A 14833-nucleotide genomic window follows, 5' to 3' on the forward strand; every position below is an offset into this window, starting at 1 on the left:
ATAAAAATTGACGTTTCACGTTGTTTGTTTCGTTTAGTTTTCAAAGTTCAACATCGCGTTTCAGCGACTTTTATAATTTAACATTTTTCGTTAAATCCGTCAACAACTTTTTTCTTTCGTTCCTGACGACGCTTATTAATTTATCATATTAATCATTTGTTAGTCAACACTTTTTAAAAAAATGCCAAAATAATTTTTATCTTGGCATGATATAAAGCTTAATAACCACCAATGCAGCAACACCGGGTAGCCCTAACAAACTTGTGATCGCCGCTGTACCCAAATTAATTGGAATATGAAAATCAAAATATGTTCCTACAACATTTACGATAAAGAGTAATGCTATTCCTAACGTAATATGAAAGAGTGCCTTTCCTATAAATCGTAACGGCTTAGAAGAAATACCAAAAACAAGGAAAATAAAAACTAACGCAAGAATACCACCAATAACAATTGTAGAATTCATTTTTTCCTCCTTATGAATGACCTATACATAATTATTTGTATGGGACAAGGCGATGAAAAAGAACATTTATCACATAACACCAATCGTTTTATCCTACTAATCTTTATTCGTTAACACTTTCTTCATAAAAACCGTTAATCGCTCCGTCCAAACGAAGTGGCCACTATATGTTTAACAAATAAAATAAAAGGTTCTGCTTTTTCAGCAGAACCTTTTACCATTGTTCCATTTTTACAGGACGACGTTTTGCCTCTTTTAACAAGAAGAAATATTTCGCCTCTGCTATTTTTAAAGAACAAAGTACATCTTGAGATGGTTCTACACTTTGTTCAACCATTCTCTTCTGACGTAACCATTCGTTCTTCACTTTTTCTAATAGTACAATTAGCTTATCATCATACTCTTTACGCAATTTACCCTTTTTTTGAAAGAACATTTTTGTTTCTCCTCTTATACTTCTCTACGACCTTCTAACGCTTTCGACAGTGTCACTTCATCTGCATATTCTAAATCTCCACCAACTGGCAGACCATGTGCAATACGAGTTACTTTAATACCTGTCGGCTTTAAGAGGCGGGATATATACATCGCTGTAGCTTCCCCTTCAATATTAGGATTTGTTGCTAATATCACTTCTTGTACCGTTTCATCGTGCAGTCGCTTTAAAAGTTGCGGGATATTAATGTCTTCCGGTCCAATTCCCTCCATTGGAGAAATAGCACCGCGTAACACATGATATACACCTTGATACTCTTTCATTTTTTCCATTGCGATTACATCTTTCGGTTCTTGCACGACACAAACAACTGATTGATCTCGATGTGAATCGTTACAAATATAACAAGGATCACGGTCAGTAATATGCCCGCATACAGAACAATATGCTAAGTCTCGCTTCGCATTTACAAGTGCTTTCGCAAAACCTAACACATCGTCTTCTTTCATATCTAATACGAAAAATGCCAATCGAACCGCTGTTTTCGGTCCAATTCCTGGCAATTTCATAAAACTATCAATTAGTTTTGATATTGGTTCTGGATAATGCATATATCAATATCCTCCTAGAACATTCCACCTGGTAAGTTTAAGCCTTTTGTAAATTTACCCATTGTAGAGTTTGAAAGTTCATCAGCTTTTTTAAGCGCATCATTCGTTGCAGCTAACACTAAGTCTTGTAACATTTCGATATCTTCTGGATCTACAACTTCTTCTTTAACTTTCACTTCAAGAATTTGCTTATGACCATTTGCAATAACTGTAATCATACCGCCACCAGCTGTACCTTCAACTGTCTTTTCGCCAAGTTCTTCTTGCGCTTTTGCCATATCTTTTTGCATTTTTTGCATTTGTTTCATCATGTTATTCATATTTCCCATTCCGCCACGCATCATAATTAATTCCTCCTAATTATTATTACTCTTTTATTTCAATAAGTTCTTGCCCTACTAATTTTACTGCCTCTTCTATAAGAGGATCTTCTTTCTTCTCTGAGCTTTCTTCAGAATTCCCACCTTCACGCTGTAAAAAATCTTCACGGATTTTACCCCATTCACTTTTTGGAATGGCAATCATATTTAATCTTTTACTTAGCAATTCAAATAAAGCTTGTTCCACTGTATCCATAGCTTCTCGATTTTCGCTTGCCATTTTACAGTGAATCTCATATTGAAACGCTAAAACGTAAGTATCATCCGAAGCCGCTACCGGTTCACTATTTTCTAACAAAACAGCAAACGCTACTTTGTTGTATGCTTTGAGTCTTCCTAGCAACTCACCCCATACAGCTTTTAATTGTTCTAAATCTTGACGCTTTGCTTGCTTTAATACTTCATTTACGCGTCCAACAGGAATCTTCATACTACCTGTCCGCACTGGCTTTGGTGCTGCACGTGTCTCTCTGACTTCCTGCTGCACACCAGTCGGCACACCATTCTTTTTGACTTGTTCTAACTCTTTCTCCAATTGCTGCATCCTGTTCATAATTGCTTGTAAACGATCTGCACCGTTTGCTTGCATCATAAACTGTTGACACAGTTGTACCATAACAACTTCTAAGAAAATTCGCGGATGATTTGTCCACTTCATTTCCTGTTGTCCCTTACTAAGAGTATGAATGATTTCATAGATTGCTTCCGGTTGCATTTCTTCACTTAACATCCGGAATTGCTCATCTACCATTACTCGTTCCAACATATGTTCCAGTTGTGGTGAAGTTTGATATAAAAGCATATCACGATAATAGTAAATGAAATCCTCCATGAAGCGAACAGGATCTTTCCCTTTCCCCATCATCTCATCTATGATACGTAATGCTCTTGATACATCATTTTCACGTATACATTCTACTAAGTTGCCTAAGTATTGCTGAGAAACAGAACCTGTTACAGCTAATACATCTTCTGTTGTAACTGTCTCATCACTATAAGATATCGCCTGATCAATAAGACTAAGCGCATCACGCATACCACCTTCAGCGGCACGCGCAACAATTTGTAACGCCTCATCTTCTACTTGCGTACCTTCATTGGTCACAACCGTCGATAATCTCTCAACAATATCATTTACTGATATTTTTCGGAATTCGAAACGCTGACAACGTGAAATGATTGTAGGCGGTATCTTATGCGGTTCTGTTGTTGCCAAAATAAAGATGACATGTCCTGGCGGCTCTTCTAACGTTTTTAAAAGCGCATTGAAGGCACCCATGGAAAGCATGTGGACTTCATCAATAATGTATACTTTATATTCTACAGCACTTGGAGCATATTTTACTTTATCTCTAATATCTCGAATTTCATCTACACCGTTATTTGAAGCCGCATCAATTTCTAATACATCTGAAATAGATCCTTGCGTAATCCCTAAACAAGAGGGACATTCATTACAAGGCTCAGCTACCGGAGCATGTTCACAGTTGATTGCTTTTGCAAATACTTTTGCAATTGTCGTTTTCCCTGTTCCCCTCGGGCCAGAAAATAAATACGCATGTGAAACTTTCTCTTGAAGAAGGGCATTTTGCAACGTTTTTGTGACGTGCTTTTGACCGACTACATCTTCAAATTTTTGCGGTCTCCATGTTCGGTATAACGCTTGGTATGACACAAAAATACGGCCTCCCTCAAAGGTTATTATCTCATTTATTATAACCCATTCTGTTTATAGATTCCAAAAGTTATTTTCTATACAAAAAACCCACCTTAGTATTAAGGTGAGTTTTGTATACATATATAACTGCCGTGCACCTTCTGTCGATTACGTACCATAAGCGTTACTTAAGCAGTTAGCTCGGTTCAGGCACTCCTGCGGCACACGAGAAAACCCGCTTATTGCTGCTTCCTTCCGGACCTGACAAGGTTCACGGGGTCCCGTTGCGCAGGACCCAAACGTCAACACCACTTACTTAAGGCAGGCCTTACAGCAACATAACCTCGAGAAGGGATTCGGCCTCGCTAGAGCGGATTGCGAGTATAGGGCACCGCTACCTCCCCGCTTAGCACGGCAAAGTTAAAACCAATATTCGGTTGCCTTCATTAAAGGCACTATCAGTATAACTTGTTTTTTTATAAAATGCAAATACGTTAATTCTCGTTGCTTTTCTCTAATTTCTTGATCGCTTTTCTTTTTTTACGAAGTTCTCTAAAAAAGTTTGTTAACAACGTACCGCATTCTTCTTCTGATACACCAGCTACCACTTCACATTGATGATTAAAGCGTTCATCCGTTAAAAGATTCATTAATGTCCCTGCACATCCACCCTTTGGATCACTTGCACCATATACAACTCGCTTCACTCGTGATAAAACAATTCCACCCGCACACATCGGACAAGGCTCTAATGTTACATATAACGTCGCATCTTCTAAACGCCATGTCCCTAATTTTTTGCACGCCTCATCAATAGCTAACAACTCAGCGTGAGCTATTGATCTTTGCTCAGTTTCCCTTAAATTATGAGCAACACTAATTACCTCACCATCTAACACTATAACTGCACCAATTGGTACTTCTTGTATTGCCTCTGCTTTTTTAGCCTCTTCTATTGCCAACTGCATAAAATAAATATCTTGATCGCGTTCCATAACATAGTCCTTTCATTACAAATAAAATACGCTTATTTCCATTTACTACACATGGGATAACTTTTACAAATTCAATCCACCCTAAGAAAAAAGAGAGGGGATTATATATGAAGAATACTGCCTTACTCATCATCGATATGATTAATGATTTTCAATTTTCACATGGGCCCATCCTAGCCAAGAAATGCGAAATTATAACAAATCCTATTTTACATTTAAAGAAAACGATGAAATCCTTCGGCTATCCCATAATTTATATTAATGACCATTATCAACTTTGGAGATCTGATATTGACCAACTGATTACTCATTGTACAAATGAATATAGTGAAAATATCATTCATAAGATTGCTCCAAATTCTGACGATTACATTTTTATTAAACCACATTACTCTGCCTTTTATGAAACACCTTTAAATTCTTTATTAGGCTATTTGAAAATAGAAAACCTAATATTAACAGGAATTGCTGGTAATATATGTATTCTTTTTACAGCTAACGATGCACATATGAGAAATTATACACTGTATGTACCACAGGACTGTATTGCCTCTAATCATGATCAGGATAACCTGCATGCTTTAAAAATAATGGAAGCCACATTAAAAGCAAATATAGTACCGTCATCCCAAATAAAATTTAATTAATACATATATCTATTTTCTAACTTTTTATATCAAATTAACCCGCTCGCTTCCCTCTTGTGCTACAATAATTCTGTTTTGTGTTTTTAGTAGTCACGGCAAATCACTGATTGAAAGGAGGGAACAGCGTGACCGGAGTACCATTTATCACGGTTGAAGGACCAATTGGTGTTGGAAAAACCTCACTTGCGAAGGCAATTTCAGCTCACATGCAACTCCACTTACTAAAAGAGATTGTTGATGAAAACCCCTTTTTAGGAAAGTTCTATGAAGACATCGACGAATGGAGTTTTCAAACAGAGATGTTCTTTCTTTGTAATAGATACAAACAACTAGAAGACATTAACATAAAGTATTTGAATCAAAGGAAGCCAGTAGTAGCTGATTATCATATATTTAAAAATTTAATTTTTGCATCCCGTACATTAAAAGATTCTCAATATGACAAGTACATGCAAATCTACCGTATCCTTACACAAGATATGCCTGTACCAAATGTCATCGTTTATTTAACAGCTAGCTTGGAAACATTACAAAAGCGAATCGCAATGCGCGGAAGAGAATTCGAAAAAAATATGGACCCAAATTACTTACTACAGCTCACAAAAGATTACGAAACAGCAATGGATACTTTTAAAAAGGACCATCCAGATATCCCGGTGTTGAAATTTAACGGAGACGATATGGATTTTGTACAAAATCCCGATGATTTAAACGTCATCCTATCCGCCCTTCAAAATACTCTCTTAAAGGAGTCGAAATAATAATGAATTTAAGGCAAAAATATGATATACCAAATGATGCAGTAATTACTATCGCTGGAACAGTAGGTGTCGGAAAATCAACTATGACAACTGCACTAGCTAACGCTTTAGGTTATCGCACATCATTTGAAAAAGTAGATTCTAATCCATATTTGGACAAGTTCTATGCCGATTTCACACGCTGGAGCTTCCACTTGCAAGTATACTTTTTAGCAGAACGATTTAAAGAACAAAAGAGAATTTTTGAATATGGTGGCGGTTTTGTTCAAGACCGTTCTATCTATGAAGACACTGGCATTTTTGCAAAGATGCATCATGAAAAAGGTACAATGACGGAAACTGATTATGAAACATATAAAGGTTTATTTGACGCTATGGTCATGACTCCTTACTTCCCTCATCCAGACTTATTAATTTACTTAGAGGGTTCTTTCGATGATATTGTAGACCGTATTCAAGAACGCGGACGCCCGATGGAGCAGCAAACACCAATTGAGTATTGGAAAGAGATGCATGGGCGTTACGAAAACTGGATCAATAACTTTAATTCATGCCCTGTTTTACGATTAAACATTAATGAATACGATATTTTAAAAGATGGAGATTCTATTGAACCAATCATTAAAAAAATTGGCCATTTTTTAAAACAAACACGTAAACTTGTAAAATAAAAAACCCGTGCATACGCACGGGTTTTTCTATTAAATTATTTCTTCTTTGTTGGAGCAATAATTTCACTCTCAGGTTTTCCGGCGTTAATACGCTGACGAACCGTACTTGTACTAATATCGTATGTCTCAGCAATCTCTTTAACAGTCATTTCTTTCCCGTTAATTACCGCTGTTAATACTTTACCTGTACGTTTTGGAGCTGCTTCTTTCTTTACAGCTTCTTTTTTAACTTTTTTTGGCGCCTCTACTTTTGTCGCAGTTTGTTTTACATCACAAGTGCAACCACAAAGTTTACGGAATGTATCATCGCTAATAATGCGTGATACGTTTGCACCACTGTTTAAAATTCTATTGTTCTTACAGACAGGACATTGTACATAATATAAAGTTTTTCCATCTAAAGGAAACGTTTGTATAATAAGATCCATGTTGACTCCTTTCATATCTATGAAGATAATCATCGGAATATGAGTGTGTAATAAGGACAAAATCGCCTTACACCATACTTTATGATTGGTTTTAAAATAAAAACTCGTTACGTGTTGGTAACGAGTTCTCCAATCTCCACTTATATGCGCTGTTGTCAATTATATCTGGAGGAGGTAGAGGGATTCGAACCCCCGCGCGACTCTCGCCGCCTGTCGGTTTTCAAGACCGATCCCTTCAGCCAGACTTGGGTATACCTCCATATTGACATCAAATATAATATCAAAAGAAAAACAGTTAGTCAACCCTACTAAAATAAATTATGAGGAAAGGAAAATTTTACTTTCCCTCTCCTACATTATAGTACTGACAACGCTCATAATTACCAATCACTCATACCGATGAATGTTTATAAATTTACTTAATAACTGTTTTTCCTCCCATATAAGGGCGAAGAACTTCTGGAATTATAATTGTACCATCTTCTTGTTGGTAATTCTCTAAAATAGCTGCCACCGTACGTCCAATTGCAAGACCAGATCCATTTAATGTATGAACATGTTCTGGTTTTCCGTTTGGTTCACGACGGAAACGGATATTTGCACGTCTCGCTTGGAAAGCCTCAAAATTACTACAAGAAGAAATTTCACGATATGTGCCATAGCTTGGAATCCATACTTCGATATCGTATTTCTTCGCTGCTGTAAATCCTAAATCGCCTGTGCACATGCTCATAACGCGATATGGCAACTCTAACAATTGTAACACGCGTTCTGCATCATTTGTTAGTTTTTCTAACTCTTCATAAGAATCTTCTGGTTTCACGAACTTTACAAGCTCTACTTTATTGAACTGATGCTGACGAATTAAACCACGTGTATCACGACCAGCTGAACCTGCTTCAGAACGGAAACAAGAGCTAAATGCAGCATATCTTATAGGCAATTGCTCTTTATTTAAGATTTCATCACGGTGCATATTCGTTACAGGTACTTCAGCTGTTGGAATTAAGAAGTAATCTTCACTTTCAATACGGAATGCATCTTCTTCAAACTTTGGAAGTTGTCCAGTTCCTGTCATACTTGCACGGTTTACCATATACGGAGGTAATACTTCTTCGTATCCATGCTCATCAGTATGAAGATCAAGCATAAAGCTAATTAAAGCACGCTCTAACCTTGCGCCAGCACCTTTATAGAATACGAAACGGCTTCCCGTTACTTTCCCAGCACGTTCAAAGTCTAGAATTCCTAAATCTGTAGCAAGATCCCAATGTGGTTTTGGTTCAAAAGCAAATTCCTTCACATCTCCCCAAGTACGCGCTACTACATTATCATCCTCTGTCTCACCAACTGGAGCAGATTCATGAGGGATATTTGGAATAGATAACATTAATCTTTCTAAATCTTCTTCAACTGTACGAAGTTCATTATCAAGATCTTTTACTTTTTCTCCAACTTCACGCATTTCTAGAATTAGAGCTTCCGCATCTTTCTTTTCGCGCTTCAATACAGAGATTTGTTGAGATACTTCATTGCGTTTACTTTTTAGTTCCTCTGTTTGAACAAGTAGTTCTCTTCTTCTTGTATCTAACTCTTCAAAGCGACCAAAATCAGTTAAATCTTCGCCTCTATGTTGTAACTTTGCTTTTACTTCTTCAAAATTTGTACGTAAAAATTTAATATCAAGCATTATATACTCCTCCTTTTATTTTATAAAACACAAAAAACTCCCGTCCCTATATAAAGGGACGGGAGTTAACCCGCGTTGCCACCCTAGTTGAAAGCATTACCGCCTTCCTCTCAAGTAGAAATAACGGCTCTTCACCGGGAACGTTTACTAATCATAAAGATATTCCACATTCCATTCCAGGATGGATTCACAAACTGTTTCTATCGATTTCCACCAACCATCGACTCTCTATAAGAAACCACATTTGTTACTACTTCCTATCAACACGCTTATTTTATAAAATTGTTACCATCAATTTACTATAATCTTATACAAGTTGCAAGTTACTTATACAACTTTTTTCATTTTCGCTTCTTTTACCATTTCTACAAAGTATGCTGTTACACGATGATCATCCGTTAATTCCGGATGGAATGAAGCAGCTAAAAACTGTTTTTGTTTTACCGCTACCATTCGGTCGCCGTGCGTAGAAAGCACTTCGACATCATCTGCTACATCTACAACATATGGGGCACGAATAAATACGCCAACAAAATCTTCTCCCACACCTTTAATAGAAAGTGCAGCTTCGAAGCTATCTTTTTGACGCCCGAACGCATTGCGCTCAACTGTAATATCCATAGCACCAATATGTGCTTCTTCATAGCCAATAAGTGTTTTTGCAAGAAGAATCATTCCTGCACATGTACCAAACATTGGTTTACCAGACTTCGCGAATGTACGAAGTGGTTCCATGAAAGCATACTTATCAATAAGACGGCGCATTGTTGTACTTTCACCGCCTGGTAAAATAAGACCATCAATCTCTTCAAGTTGCTCTATACGCTTTACAACAACAGCTTCTGCACCACTTGCTTCAACTGATTTTACATGCTCACGAACTGCACCTTGAAGACCTAGTACACCGATTTTCACCATTTTAAAGTTCTCCTTCAATTACCATCCGCGCTCTTGCATGCGTTGTTCTGGTAATAACGTTGAAATTTCGATACCTTTCATCGCATTACCTAATCCTTTAGAAAGGCTTGCAATTAGTTCGTAATCCTCATAATGAGTCGTCGCTTCAACGATCGCACGTGCAAATTTCTCTGGGTTCTCTGATTTGAAGATACCAGATCCAACAAATACACCATCCGCACCAAGTTGCATCATTAACGCTGCATCTGCTGGTGTTGCTACACCACCTGCTGCAAAGTTTACAACTGGCAAACGACCAAGGCGTTTAATTTCAAGTAGTACTTCATAAGGAGCACCAGTATTTTTTGCATATGTCATTAACTCATCTTCACGTAGACTTGCAACTTGACGGATTTCTGCATTGACTTGGCGCATATGACGCACTGCCTCTACAATGTTTCCTGTTCCTGGTTCACCTTTTGTACGAAGCATAGATGCACCTTCTGCAATACGACGTGCAGCTTCTCCGATATCACGGCAACCACATACAAACGGAACTGTGTAATCACGTTTATTTAAATGGTATACTTCATCGGCAGGAGTTAATACTTCACTCTCATCGATATAGTCTACCCCTAATGATTCTAATACACGTGCTTCTACAAGGTGACCGATACGGCATTTTGCCATAACCGGAATTGACACAGCACCCATAACTTCTTCAACGATCGTTGGGTCTGCCATACGAGAAACGCCACCTGCTGCACGAATATCTGCTGGTACACGCTCTAATGCCATAACGGCAACTGCGCCTGCCTCTTCTGCAATTTTTGCTTGTTCAGCGTTAATTACGTCCATAATAACGCCGCCTTTTTGCATTTCTGCCATTCCACGTTTTACACGTTCTGTCCCTGTTACATTTGTCATGTTACAAAAACCCCCCTAGGTGAATTGCTTTTCCCCGTTAAAGGCGAAAATTAAGAATACTCTTACATTCTACCACTAACCATCAGATGCTTGTCTACTACTTTTTCATAAAGTCGGTATGAAAAATAGGAATAAGAAAAAGCCCCTACAATGAGGAGCTTTTAAAACCAACCTTTTACTGTATCAACAGCACTATTCCATATACCACTAAAGAAAGAACCGATTCCGCGCATAGAACGAGTAAACCAATTCGCTTCTTCTACTGCAGATGTTGTTACAAGATCTATTTGTAATGACTTACCAGATAAAAATCCAGGATCATTCGTATCTTTTAGTGTAATTACCATCTGGCCAAGTGCAGCTCCCTTTTTAATAGGTGCTTCTTGTCCCTTACTTGCTTCTTTTAATTCTGTTTTATAAACATCTTTACTTCCCTTTGGCATTGGAAGTGAAACAGCTTGTTTTGTTTGAACTGCTACATCTTTATCTTTTGCATTTTCTACTCGTACTGTTTCATGTCCTTTTACCGAAGAACCTTTTTTATACACTTTCTTCATTTCAAAGTTATCAAATCCATAATCATATAGCTTCTTTGTCTCATCGAAACGTGCTTGACGAGAATTTGTTTTAATGACTACAGAAATAAAACGCATTCCATTTCTTTCAACCGTACCAGTGAAACAATCTCCTGCCTCTGGAGTTGATCCTGTTTTCAGGCCATCTACACCATCATATGCCTTAGATAAACCTTTTAACATCCAGTTCCAGTTCAACATTTGAAATTTCTCTTTTTCAGGACGGAAAACTTTCATCGGAGTTTTTGCTGTATCTAATACTTTAGGATAATCTTTAAGTAGATATTGTGCTAAAGTTGCAACATCCTTCGCAGACATTTTATTTTCTTCATCCGGTTGTGTACCTTCAGGATGCATTCCTTTTAAATCTTTGTTCGTTAAACCTGTAGAATTGACAAATTTATAATTTTTCAATCCTAGTTCTTTCGCCTTATCATTCATCATTTTTACGAAGTTTACTTCTTTATCCGCAATTGCTTCCGCTAATGCAATTGTTGCACCATTTGCAGAAAAGATTGCCATCGCCTCATATAACTCTTTTACTGTATAAGTGCCACCATTTTCTAATGCAACATTTGATAATGAAGCATCTTGTGAAACTTTATATGCATATTCAGAAACCTTGATTTTTTGATCCCACTTAAGTTTTCCTTTATCCACTGCTTCATGAACTAAATATTCACTCATCATTTTTGTCATACTAGCAATTGATAATAATTCATCTGCATTCTTTTGATATAAAATCTTACCAGAATTCGCTTCAACTAAAATTGCCGCACCTGCTTCAATGTTTAAAGCAGATCCTGTTTCTGCTGACGCATTGCTATATGGTAACAACATACTACAAGCTAGTGTAAGCATTGTTACTAGCGCAATGAATCTTTTGCAAAACATACTTTTCACTTTTGCTACCCCCAATATCTATGTACTCACATAACCGTTATTCTAACATAATCAAAAAAAAATAGACAGAGATATCAAATCTCCGTCTATTTGTATATAAGACATTATAATGAGTAGTTTGGAGCCTCTTTTGTAATTTGTACGTGATGAGGATGGCTTTCAAGTAAACCAGCACCTGACATGCGAATAAATTGTGCATTCTCGCGTAAGAACTCTAAATTCTGTGCTCCGCAATAGCCCATACCTGCACGTAATCCACCAACTAATTGGTGAACTGTATCTGCTAAAGGTCCTTTATATGGTACTCGTCCTTCAATACCTTCTGGAACAAGTTTTTTATTTCCTTCTTGGAAGTAACGATCTTTACTTCCTTTTTCCATCGCACCAACAGAACCCATACCACGATATACTTTAAATTGGCGACCTTGGTAAATTTCAGTGTCACCAGGGCTTTCAGCAACACCAGCAAACATGCTACCTAGCATAACAACATGTGCTCCTGCTGCTAAAGCTTTAACCATATCACCAGAGTACTTAATACCACCATCGGCAATGACTGGGATACCGTGTTTACGAGCTTCTGTTGCACAATCATAAACCGCTGTTAATTGTGGTACACCAACGCCAGCTACAACACGTGTTGTACAAATAGAGCCTGGTCCAATACCAACTTTAACTACGTTTGCACCTGCTTCAATTAATGCTTTTGTTGCTTCAGCAGTAGCAACGTTTCCAGCGATAATATTTAGTGACGGATATTTTGCACGAACTTCTTTTACTTTATCAATAACACCTTGAGAATGTCCATGAGCTGTATCAAGTACGATTGCATCTACGCTAGCTTTTACTAATGCATCGATACGAGTCATAGCATCAGCCGTTACACCAACCGCTGCCCCGACTAATAAGCGCCCTTGCTTATCCTTCGCAGAATTTGGGAATTCAATTACCTTTTCAATATCTTTTATTGTAATAAGCCCTTGTAATACACCGTTGTTATCAACAAGAGGGAGTTTTTCAATTTTATACTTTTGTAGGATCTTTTCAGCTTCTTCTAGCGTTGTACCAACTGGAGCTGTAATTAGCTGTTCTTTTGTCATTACGTCGGAAATTTTGATTGAGTAGTCTTGGATAAAACGCATATCACGGTTTGTAATAATACCAACTAACTTTCGCTCATCTAAATTATTTACAACCGGTACACCTGAGATACGGTATTTTCCCATAAGATGCTCTGCATCATATACTTGATGTTCTGGAGTTAAAAAGAAAGGATCTGAAATAACACCACTTTCAGAACGTTTTACTTTATCAACTTGCTCTGCTTGTTGTTCAATAGACATGTTTTTATGAATAATTCCTAAACCGCCTTGACGAGCCATTGCAATAGCCATATCAGCTTCTGTTACTGTATCCATTCCTGCACTAATTAACGGGATGTTTAACTGTAAGCTTTCAGATAAAACTGTTTTAACACTTACTTCTCTTGGTAGTACATCTGACTTTGCTGGTACAAGTAATACGTCATCAAAAGTCAAACCTTCTTTAACAAATTTAGATTCCCACATAATTGTTCCCCCCATGATACCAGAAATTATTATTAGTAGCTTATCAATTGGTTAAAATACTGTCAAGGACGTATATATATGTTAGAATTTTTAGACAATAAAAGGAGCGTAATATATGCATCAAACACATTGTACTTGGCAGCAATTAAGTTTCTTCTTTTCATCTCAAAATGTACAACGTTATCTTGCCCGTTGTTATGAAAAATCCTCCATACAAGATGCTGAAAAAAAAAGTTTTGAAAATTGTTATCCCTTTATTTATTACTTAGAACATGGAAAAAATTATTATGAATTATATAAGGTATCACCCTTTTCAATTCAACCAATGTTATTGTTTTATGGAATGAGCCAACTTTTTAAAGCCTGTTTACTAACCATTGATCCTAACTATCCAGAATCCACTACTGTTTTAGCTCATGGTGTTACGACCCGTAAACGAAAAAAACAAGGATATCAATTTTTAGAAGATGAGGTGAAGGTACAAAAAAATGGATTATTTACTCATGTTGCAGAACAGCTGTTTCACATGAAACACTTAGAATCAGAGAAGTTTAACATGTTGGATTTAATGGGGAATATTCCTGAATTACAAAACTTATTTCGCTATAGTCAAAGAGGTGCCACTTTATATAAAATTGATTCAACACATACAAATGAGCTTTCCTTTTCAGTTAACATACTAGATCGACTCCATATGACTACAGAAAGATTTTCACGTTACATTGAATCAACTTGTAAGCATTTATCCATGCAACATGTCCCTGGGAAAACGAGCGAATCGAATTTGCTTTTTACAGCTCCTATCCAATCGTGGAATCCTATATATAGTACGCCCTTATACTACGAATATCTTGCTGATACTTATTACTTACCACTTACAACTGACCCTAGAAATCCTAAACCTGTATTACCCGAACTTCTTGTTCATTATTTATTGCTCTACAATTTAAGTATGATTTCTAGATACGAAACAGATTGGTGGTATGATTTACTTGGAAGCTATGGTTCTGAAGATTACCCATTTATTTATCAATTCCTTAATATTTCTGCTCAAAAAATCCCTTACTATATTTCGGCTTTTTTACTAGCAGAACCGAGCCTATTTCATGGGAAATAAAAAAACACAAGTCAAAAGACTTGTGTTTTTAGTTGCTTGGCGACGTCCTACTCTCACAGGGACAAGGTCCCAACTACCATCGGCGCTAGAGAGCTTAACTTCCG

At 37.1% G+C, this 14833-nt stretch carries 16 protein-coding genes, 1 tRNA gene, 1 other RNA gene and 1 other annotated feature; of the genes, 4 read left to right on the plus strand and 14 right to left on the minus strand.

The annotated features are described in order from the left end of the window. Nucleotides 1-196: 196 nt before the first annotated feature. From ACQVV1_RS29195 to tadA, 7 genes are all read right to left on the minus strand, one after another. Nucleotides 197-466: a pro-sigmaK processing inhibitor BofA family protein gene (locus ACQVV1_RS29195; RefSeq protein WP_431169905.1), complete on the minus strand. Its 270-nt coding sequence runs from the start codon at nt 464-466 to the stop codon at nt 197-199. A gap of 214 nt (nt 467-680) precedes the next feature. Beyond that, entirely contained in the window at nt 681-902 is a 222-nt protein-coding gene (locus ACQVV1_RS29200; RefSeq protein WP_000466020.1) for a YaaL family protein, read from the minus strand. A 14-nt stretch (nt 903-916) separates the two neighbouring features. Continuing rightward, the gene (gene recR, locus ACQVV1_RS29205; protein WP_000559169.1) at nt 917-1513 is read right to left on the minus strand and encodes a recombination protein RecR; all 597 of its coding nucleotides are present in this window, start codon (nt 1511-1513) and stop codon (nt 917-919) included. A gap of 14 nt (nt 1514-1527) precedes the next feature. Beyond that, nucleotides 1528-1854 carry a YbaB/EbfC family nucleoid-associated protein gene (locus ACQVV1_RS29210; protein ID WP_170930109.1) on the minus strand — a complete coding sequence of 109 codons (327 nt, stop codon included), beginning with the start codon at nt 1852-1854 and terminating at the stop codon, nt 1528-1530. Nucleotides 1855-1879: 25 nt separating this feature from the next. Then, nucleotides 1880-3568 (minus strand): DNA polymerase III subunit gamma/tau, encoded by a 1689-nt coding sequence (gene dnaX / locus ACQVV1_RS29215; protein ID WP_242256798.1) that lies wholly within the window; start codon nt 3566-3568, stop codon nt 1880-1882. 132 nt (nt 3569-3700) lie between these two features. Then, an RNA gene (gene ffs / locus ACQVV1_RS29220) (signal recognition particle sRNA large type) lies at nt 3701-3965 on the minus strand. A gap of 79 nt (nt 3966-4044) precedes the next feature. Further along, nucleotides 4045-4545: a tRNA adenosine(34) deaminase TadA gene (gene tadA / locus ACQVV1_RS29225; protein WP_063223592.1), complete on the minus strand. Its 501-nt coding sequence runs from the start codon at nt 4543-4545 to the stop codon at nt 4045-4047. A 107-nt stretch (nt 4546-4652) separates the two neighbouring features. Here tadA and ACQVV1_RS29230 point away from each other — a divergent pair, with 107 nt between their 5' ends. The 3 genes from ACQVV1_RS29230 to ACQVV1_RS29240 all read left to right on the plus strand — a co-directional run bounded on the left by ACQVV1_RS29230 (nt 4653) and on the right by ACQVV1_RS29240 (nt 6624). Beyond that, complete coding sequence (locus ACQVV1_RS29230; protein ID WP_063223591.1) at nt 4653-5192, plus strand: cysteine hydrolase family protein; 540 nt, start codon at nt 4653-4655, stop codon at nt 5190-5192. Between the two features lie 125 nt (nt 5193-5317). Further along, nucleotides 5318-5953: a deoxynucleoside kinase gene (locus ACQVV1_RS29235; protein WP_063223590.1), complete on the plus strand. Its 636-nt coding sequence runs from the start codon at nt 5318-5320 to the stop codon at nt 5951-5953. Between the two features lie 2 nt (nt 5954-5955). Continuing rightward, complete coding sequence (locus ACQVV1_RS29240) at nt 5956-6624, plus strand: deoxynucleoside kinase (protein ID WP_001053585.1); 669 nt, start codon at nt 5956-5958, stop codon at nt 6622-6624. Nucleotides 6625-6659: 35 nt separating this feature from the next. Here the strand turns inward: ACQVV1_RS29240 and ACQVV1_RS29245 are convergent, their stop codons facing one another. The 7 genes from ACQVV1_RS29245 to guaB all read right to left on the minus strand — a co-directional run bounded on the left by ACQVV1_RS29245 (nt 6660) and on the right by guaB (nt 13612). After that, on the minus strand, nt 6660-7052 hold the full coding sequence (locus tag ACQVV1_RS29245; protein WP_060629159.1) for a sigma factor-like helix-turn-helix DNA-binding protein: 393 nt from the start codon (nt 7050-7052) through the stop codon (nt 6660-6662). Between the two features lie 166 nt (nt 7053-7218). Beyond that, a tRNA-Ser gene (locus ACQVV1_RS29250) sits at nt 7219-7311 on the minus strand. Between the two features lie 156 nt (nt 7312-7467). Then, nucleotides 7468-8742 (minus strand): serine--tRNA ligase, encoded by a 1275-nt coding sequence (serS, locus tag ACQVV1_RS29255; RefSeq protein WP_060629158.1) that lies wholly within the window; start codon nt 8740-8742, stop codon nt 7468-7470. 51 nt (nt 8743-8793) lie between these two features. Further along, nucleotides 8794-9015: a binding site (T-box leader), on the minus strand. Between the two features lie 54 nt (nt 9016-9069). Beyond that, nucleotides 9070-9660, minus strand: a complete 591-nt coding sequence (gene pdxT, locus ACQVV1_RS29260; RefSeq protein WP_060629157.1) for a pyridoxal 5'-phosphate synthase glutaminase subunit PdxT — start codon at nt 9658-9660, stop codon at nt 9070-9072. An 18-nt stretch (nt 9661-9678) separates the two neighbouring features. Then, a complete protein-coding gene (pdxS, locus tag ACQVV1_RS29265; protein WP_000186157.1) occupies nt 9679-10566 on the minus strand; it encodes a pyridoxal 5'-phosphate synthase lyase subunit PdxS in 888 nt (295 codons plus the stop codon). A gap of 161 nt (nt 10567-10727) precedes the next feature. Beyond that, a complete protein-coding gene (locus tag ACQVV1_RS29270; protein WP_242256800.1) occupies nt 10728-12035 on the minus strand; it encodes a D-alanyl-D-alanine carboxypeptidase family protein in 1308 nt (435 codons plus the stop codon). 113 nt (nt 12036-12148) lie between these two features. Continuing rightward, entirely contained in the window at nt 12149-13612 is a 1464-nt protein-coding gene (guaB, locus tag ACQVV1_RS29275) for an IMP dehydrogenase (RefSeq protein WP_063223588.1), read from the minus strand. A gap of 115 nt (nt 13613-13727) precedes the next feature. On the opposite strand from guaB, the gene ACQVV1_RS29280 reads away from it, so the two are divergent. Continuing rightward, nucleotides 13728-14729, plus strand: a complete 1002-nt coding sequence (locus ACQVV1_RS29280) for a YaaC family protein (RefSeq protein ID WP_060629154.1) — start codon at nt 13728-13730, stop codon at nt 14727-14729. The last annotated feature ends 104 nt before the right edge of the window (nt 14730-14833 follow it).

The organism is Bacillus basilensis (assembly GCF_050630465.1).
Taxonomy (GTDB): domain Bacteria; phylum Bacillota; class Bacilli; order Bacillales; family Bacillaceae_G; genus Bacillus_A; species Bacillus_A basilensis.

What these genes read in the sequence shown, in the direction of transcription:
- ACQVV1_RS29195 (WP_431169905.1), bottom strand. Translation starts at nt 466, where the DNA reads ATGAATTCTACAATTGTTATTGGTGGTATTCTTGCGTTAGTTTTTATT.
- ACQVV1_RS29200 (WP_000466020.1), bottom strand. Translation starts at nt 902, where the DNA reads ATGTTCTTTCAAAAAAAGGGTAAATTGCGTAAAGAGTATGATGATAAG.
- recR (WP_000559169.1), bottom strand. Translation starts at nt 1,513, where the DNA reads ATGCATTATCCAGAACCAATATCAAAACTAATTGATAGTTTTATGAAA.
- ACQVV1_RS29210 (WP_170930109.1), bottom strand. Translation starts at nt 1,854, where the DNA reads ATGCGTGGCGGAATGGGAAATATGAATAACATGATGAAACAAATGCAA.
- tadA (WP_063223592.1), bottom strand. Translation starts at nt 4,545, where the DNA reads ATGGAACGCGATCAAGATATTTATTTTATGCAGTTGGCAATAGAAGAG.
- ACQVV1_RS29230 (WP_063223591.1), top strand. Translation starts at nt 4,653, where the DNA reads ATGAAGAATACTGCCTTACTCATCATCGATATGATTAATGATTTTCAA.
- ACQVV1_RS29240 (WP_001053585.1), top strand. Translation starts at nt 5,956, where the DNA reads ATGAATTTAAGGCAAAAATATGATATACCAAATGATGCAGTAATTACT.
- ACQVV1_RS29245 (WP_060629159.1), bottom strand. Translation starts at nt 7,052, where the DNA reads ATGGATCTTATTATACAAACGTTTCCTTTAGATGGAAAAACTTTATAT.
- serS (WP_060629158.1), bottom strand. Translation starts at nt 8,742, where the DNA reads ATGCTTGATATTAAATTTTTACGTACAAATTTTGAAGAAGTAAAAGCA.
- pdxT (WP_060629157.1), bottom strand. Translation starts at nt 9,660, where the DNA reads ATGGTGAAAATCGGTGTACTAGGTCTTCAAGGTGCAGTTCGTGAGCAT.
- pdxS (WP_000186157.1), bottom strand. Translation starts at nt 10,566, where the DNA reads ATGACAAATGTAACAGGGACAGAACGTGTAAAACGTGGAATGGCAGAA.
- ACQVV1_RS29270 (WP_242256800.1), bottom strand. Translation starts at nt 12,035, where the DNA reads ATGTTTTGCAAAAGATTCATTGCGCTAGTAACAATGCTTACACTAGCT.
- guaB (WP_063223588.1), bottom strand. Translation starts at nt 13,612, where the DNA reads ATGTGGGAATCTAAATTTGTTAAAGAAGGTTTGACTTTTGATGACGTA.
- ACQVV1_RS29280 (WP_060629154.1), top strand. Translation starts at nt 13,728, where the DNA reads ATGCATCAAACACATTGTACTTGGCAGCAATTAAGTTTCTTCTTTTCA.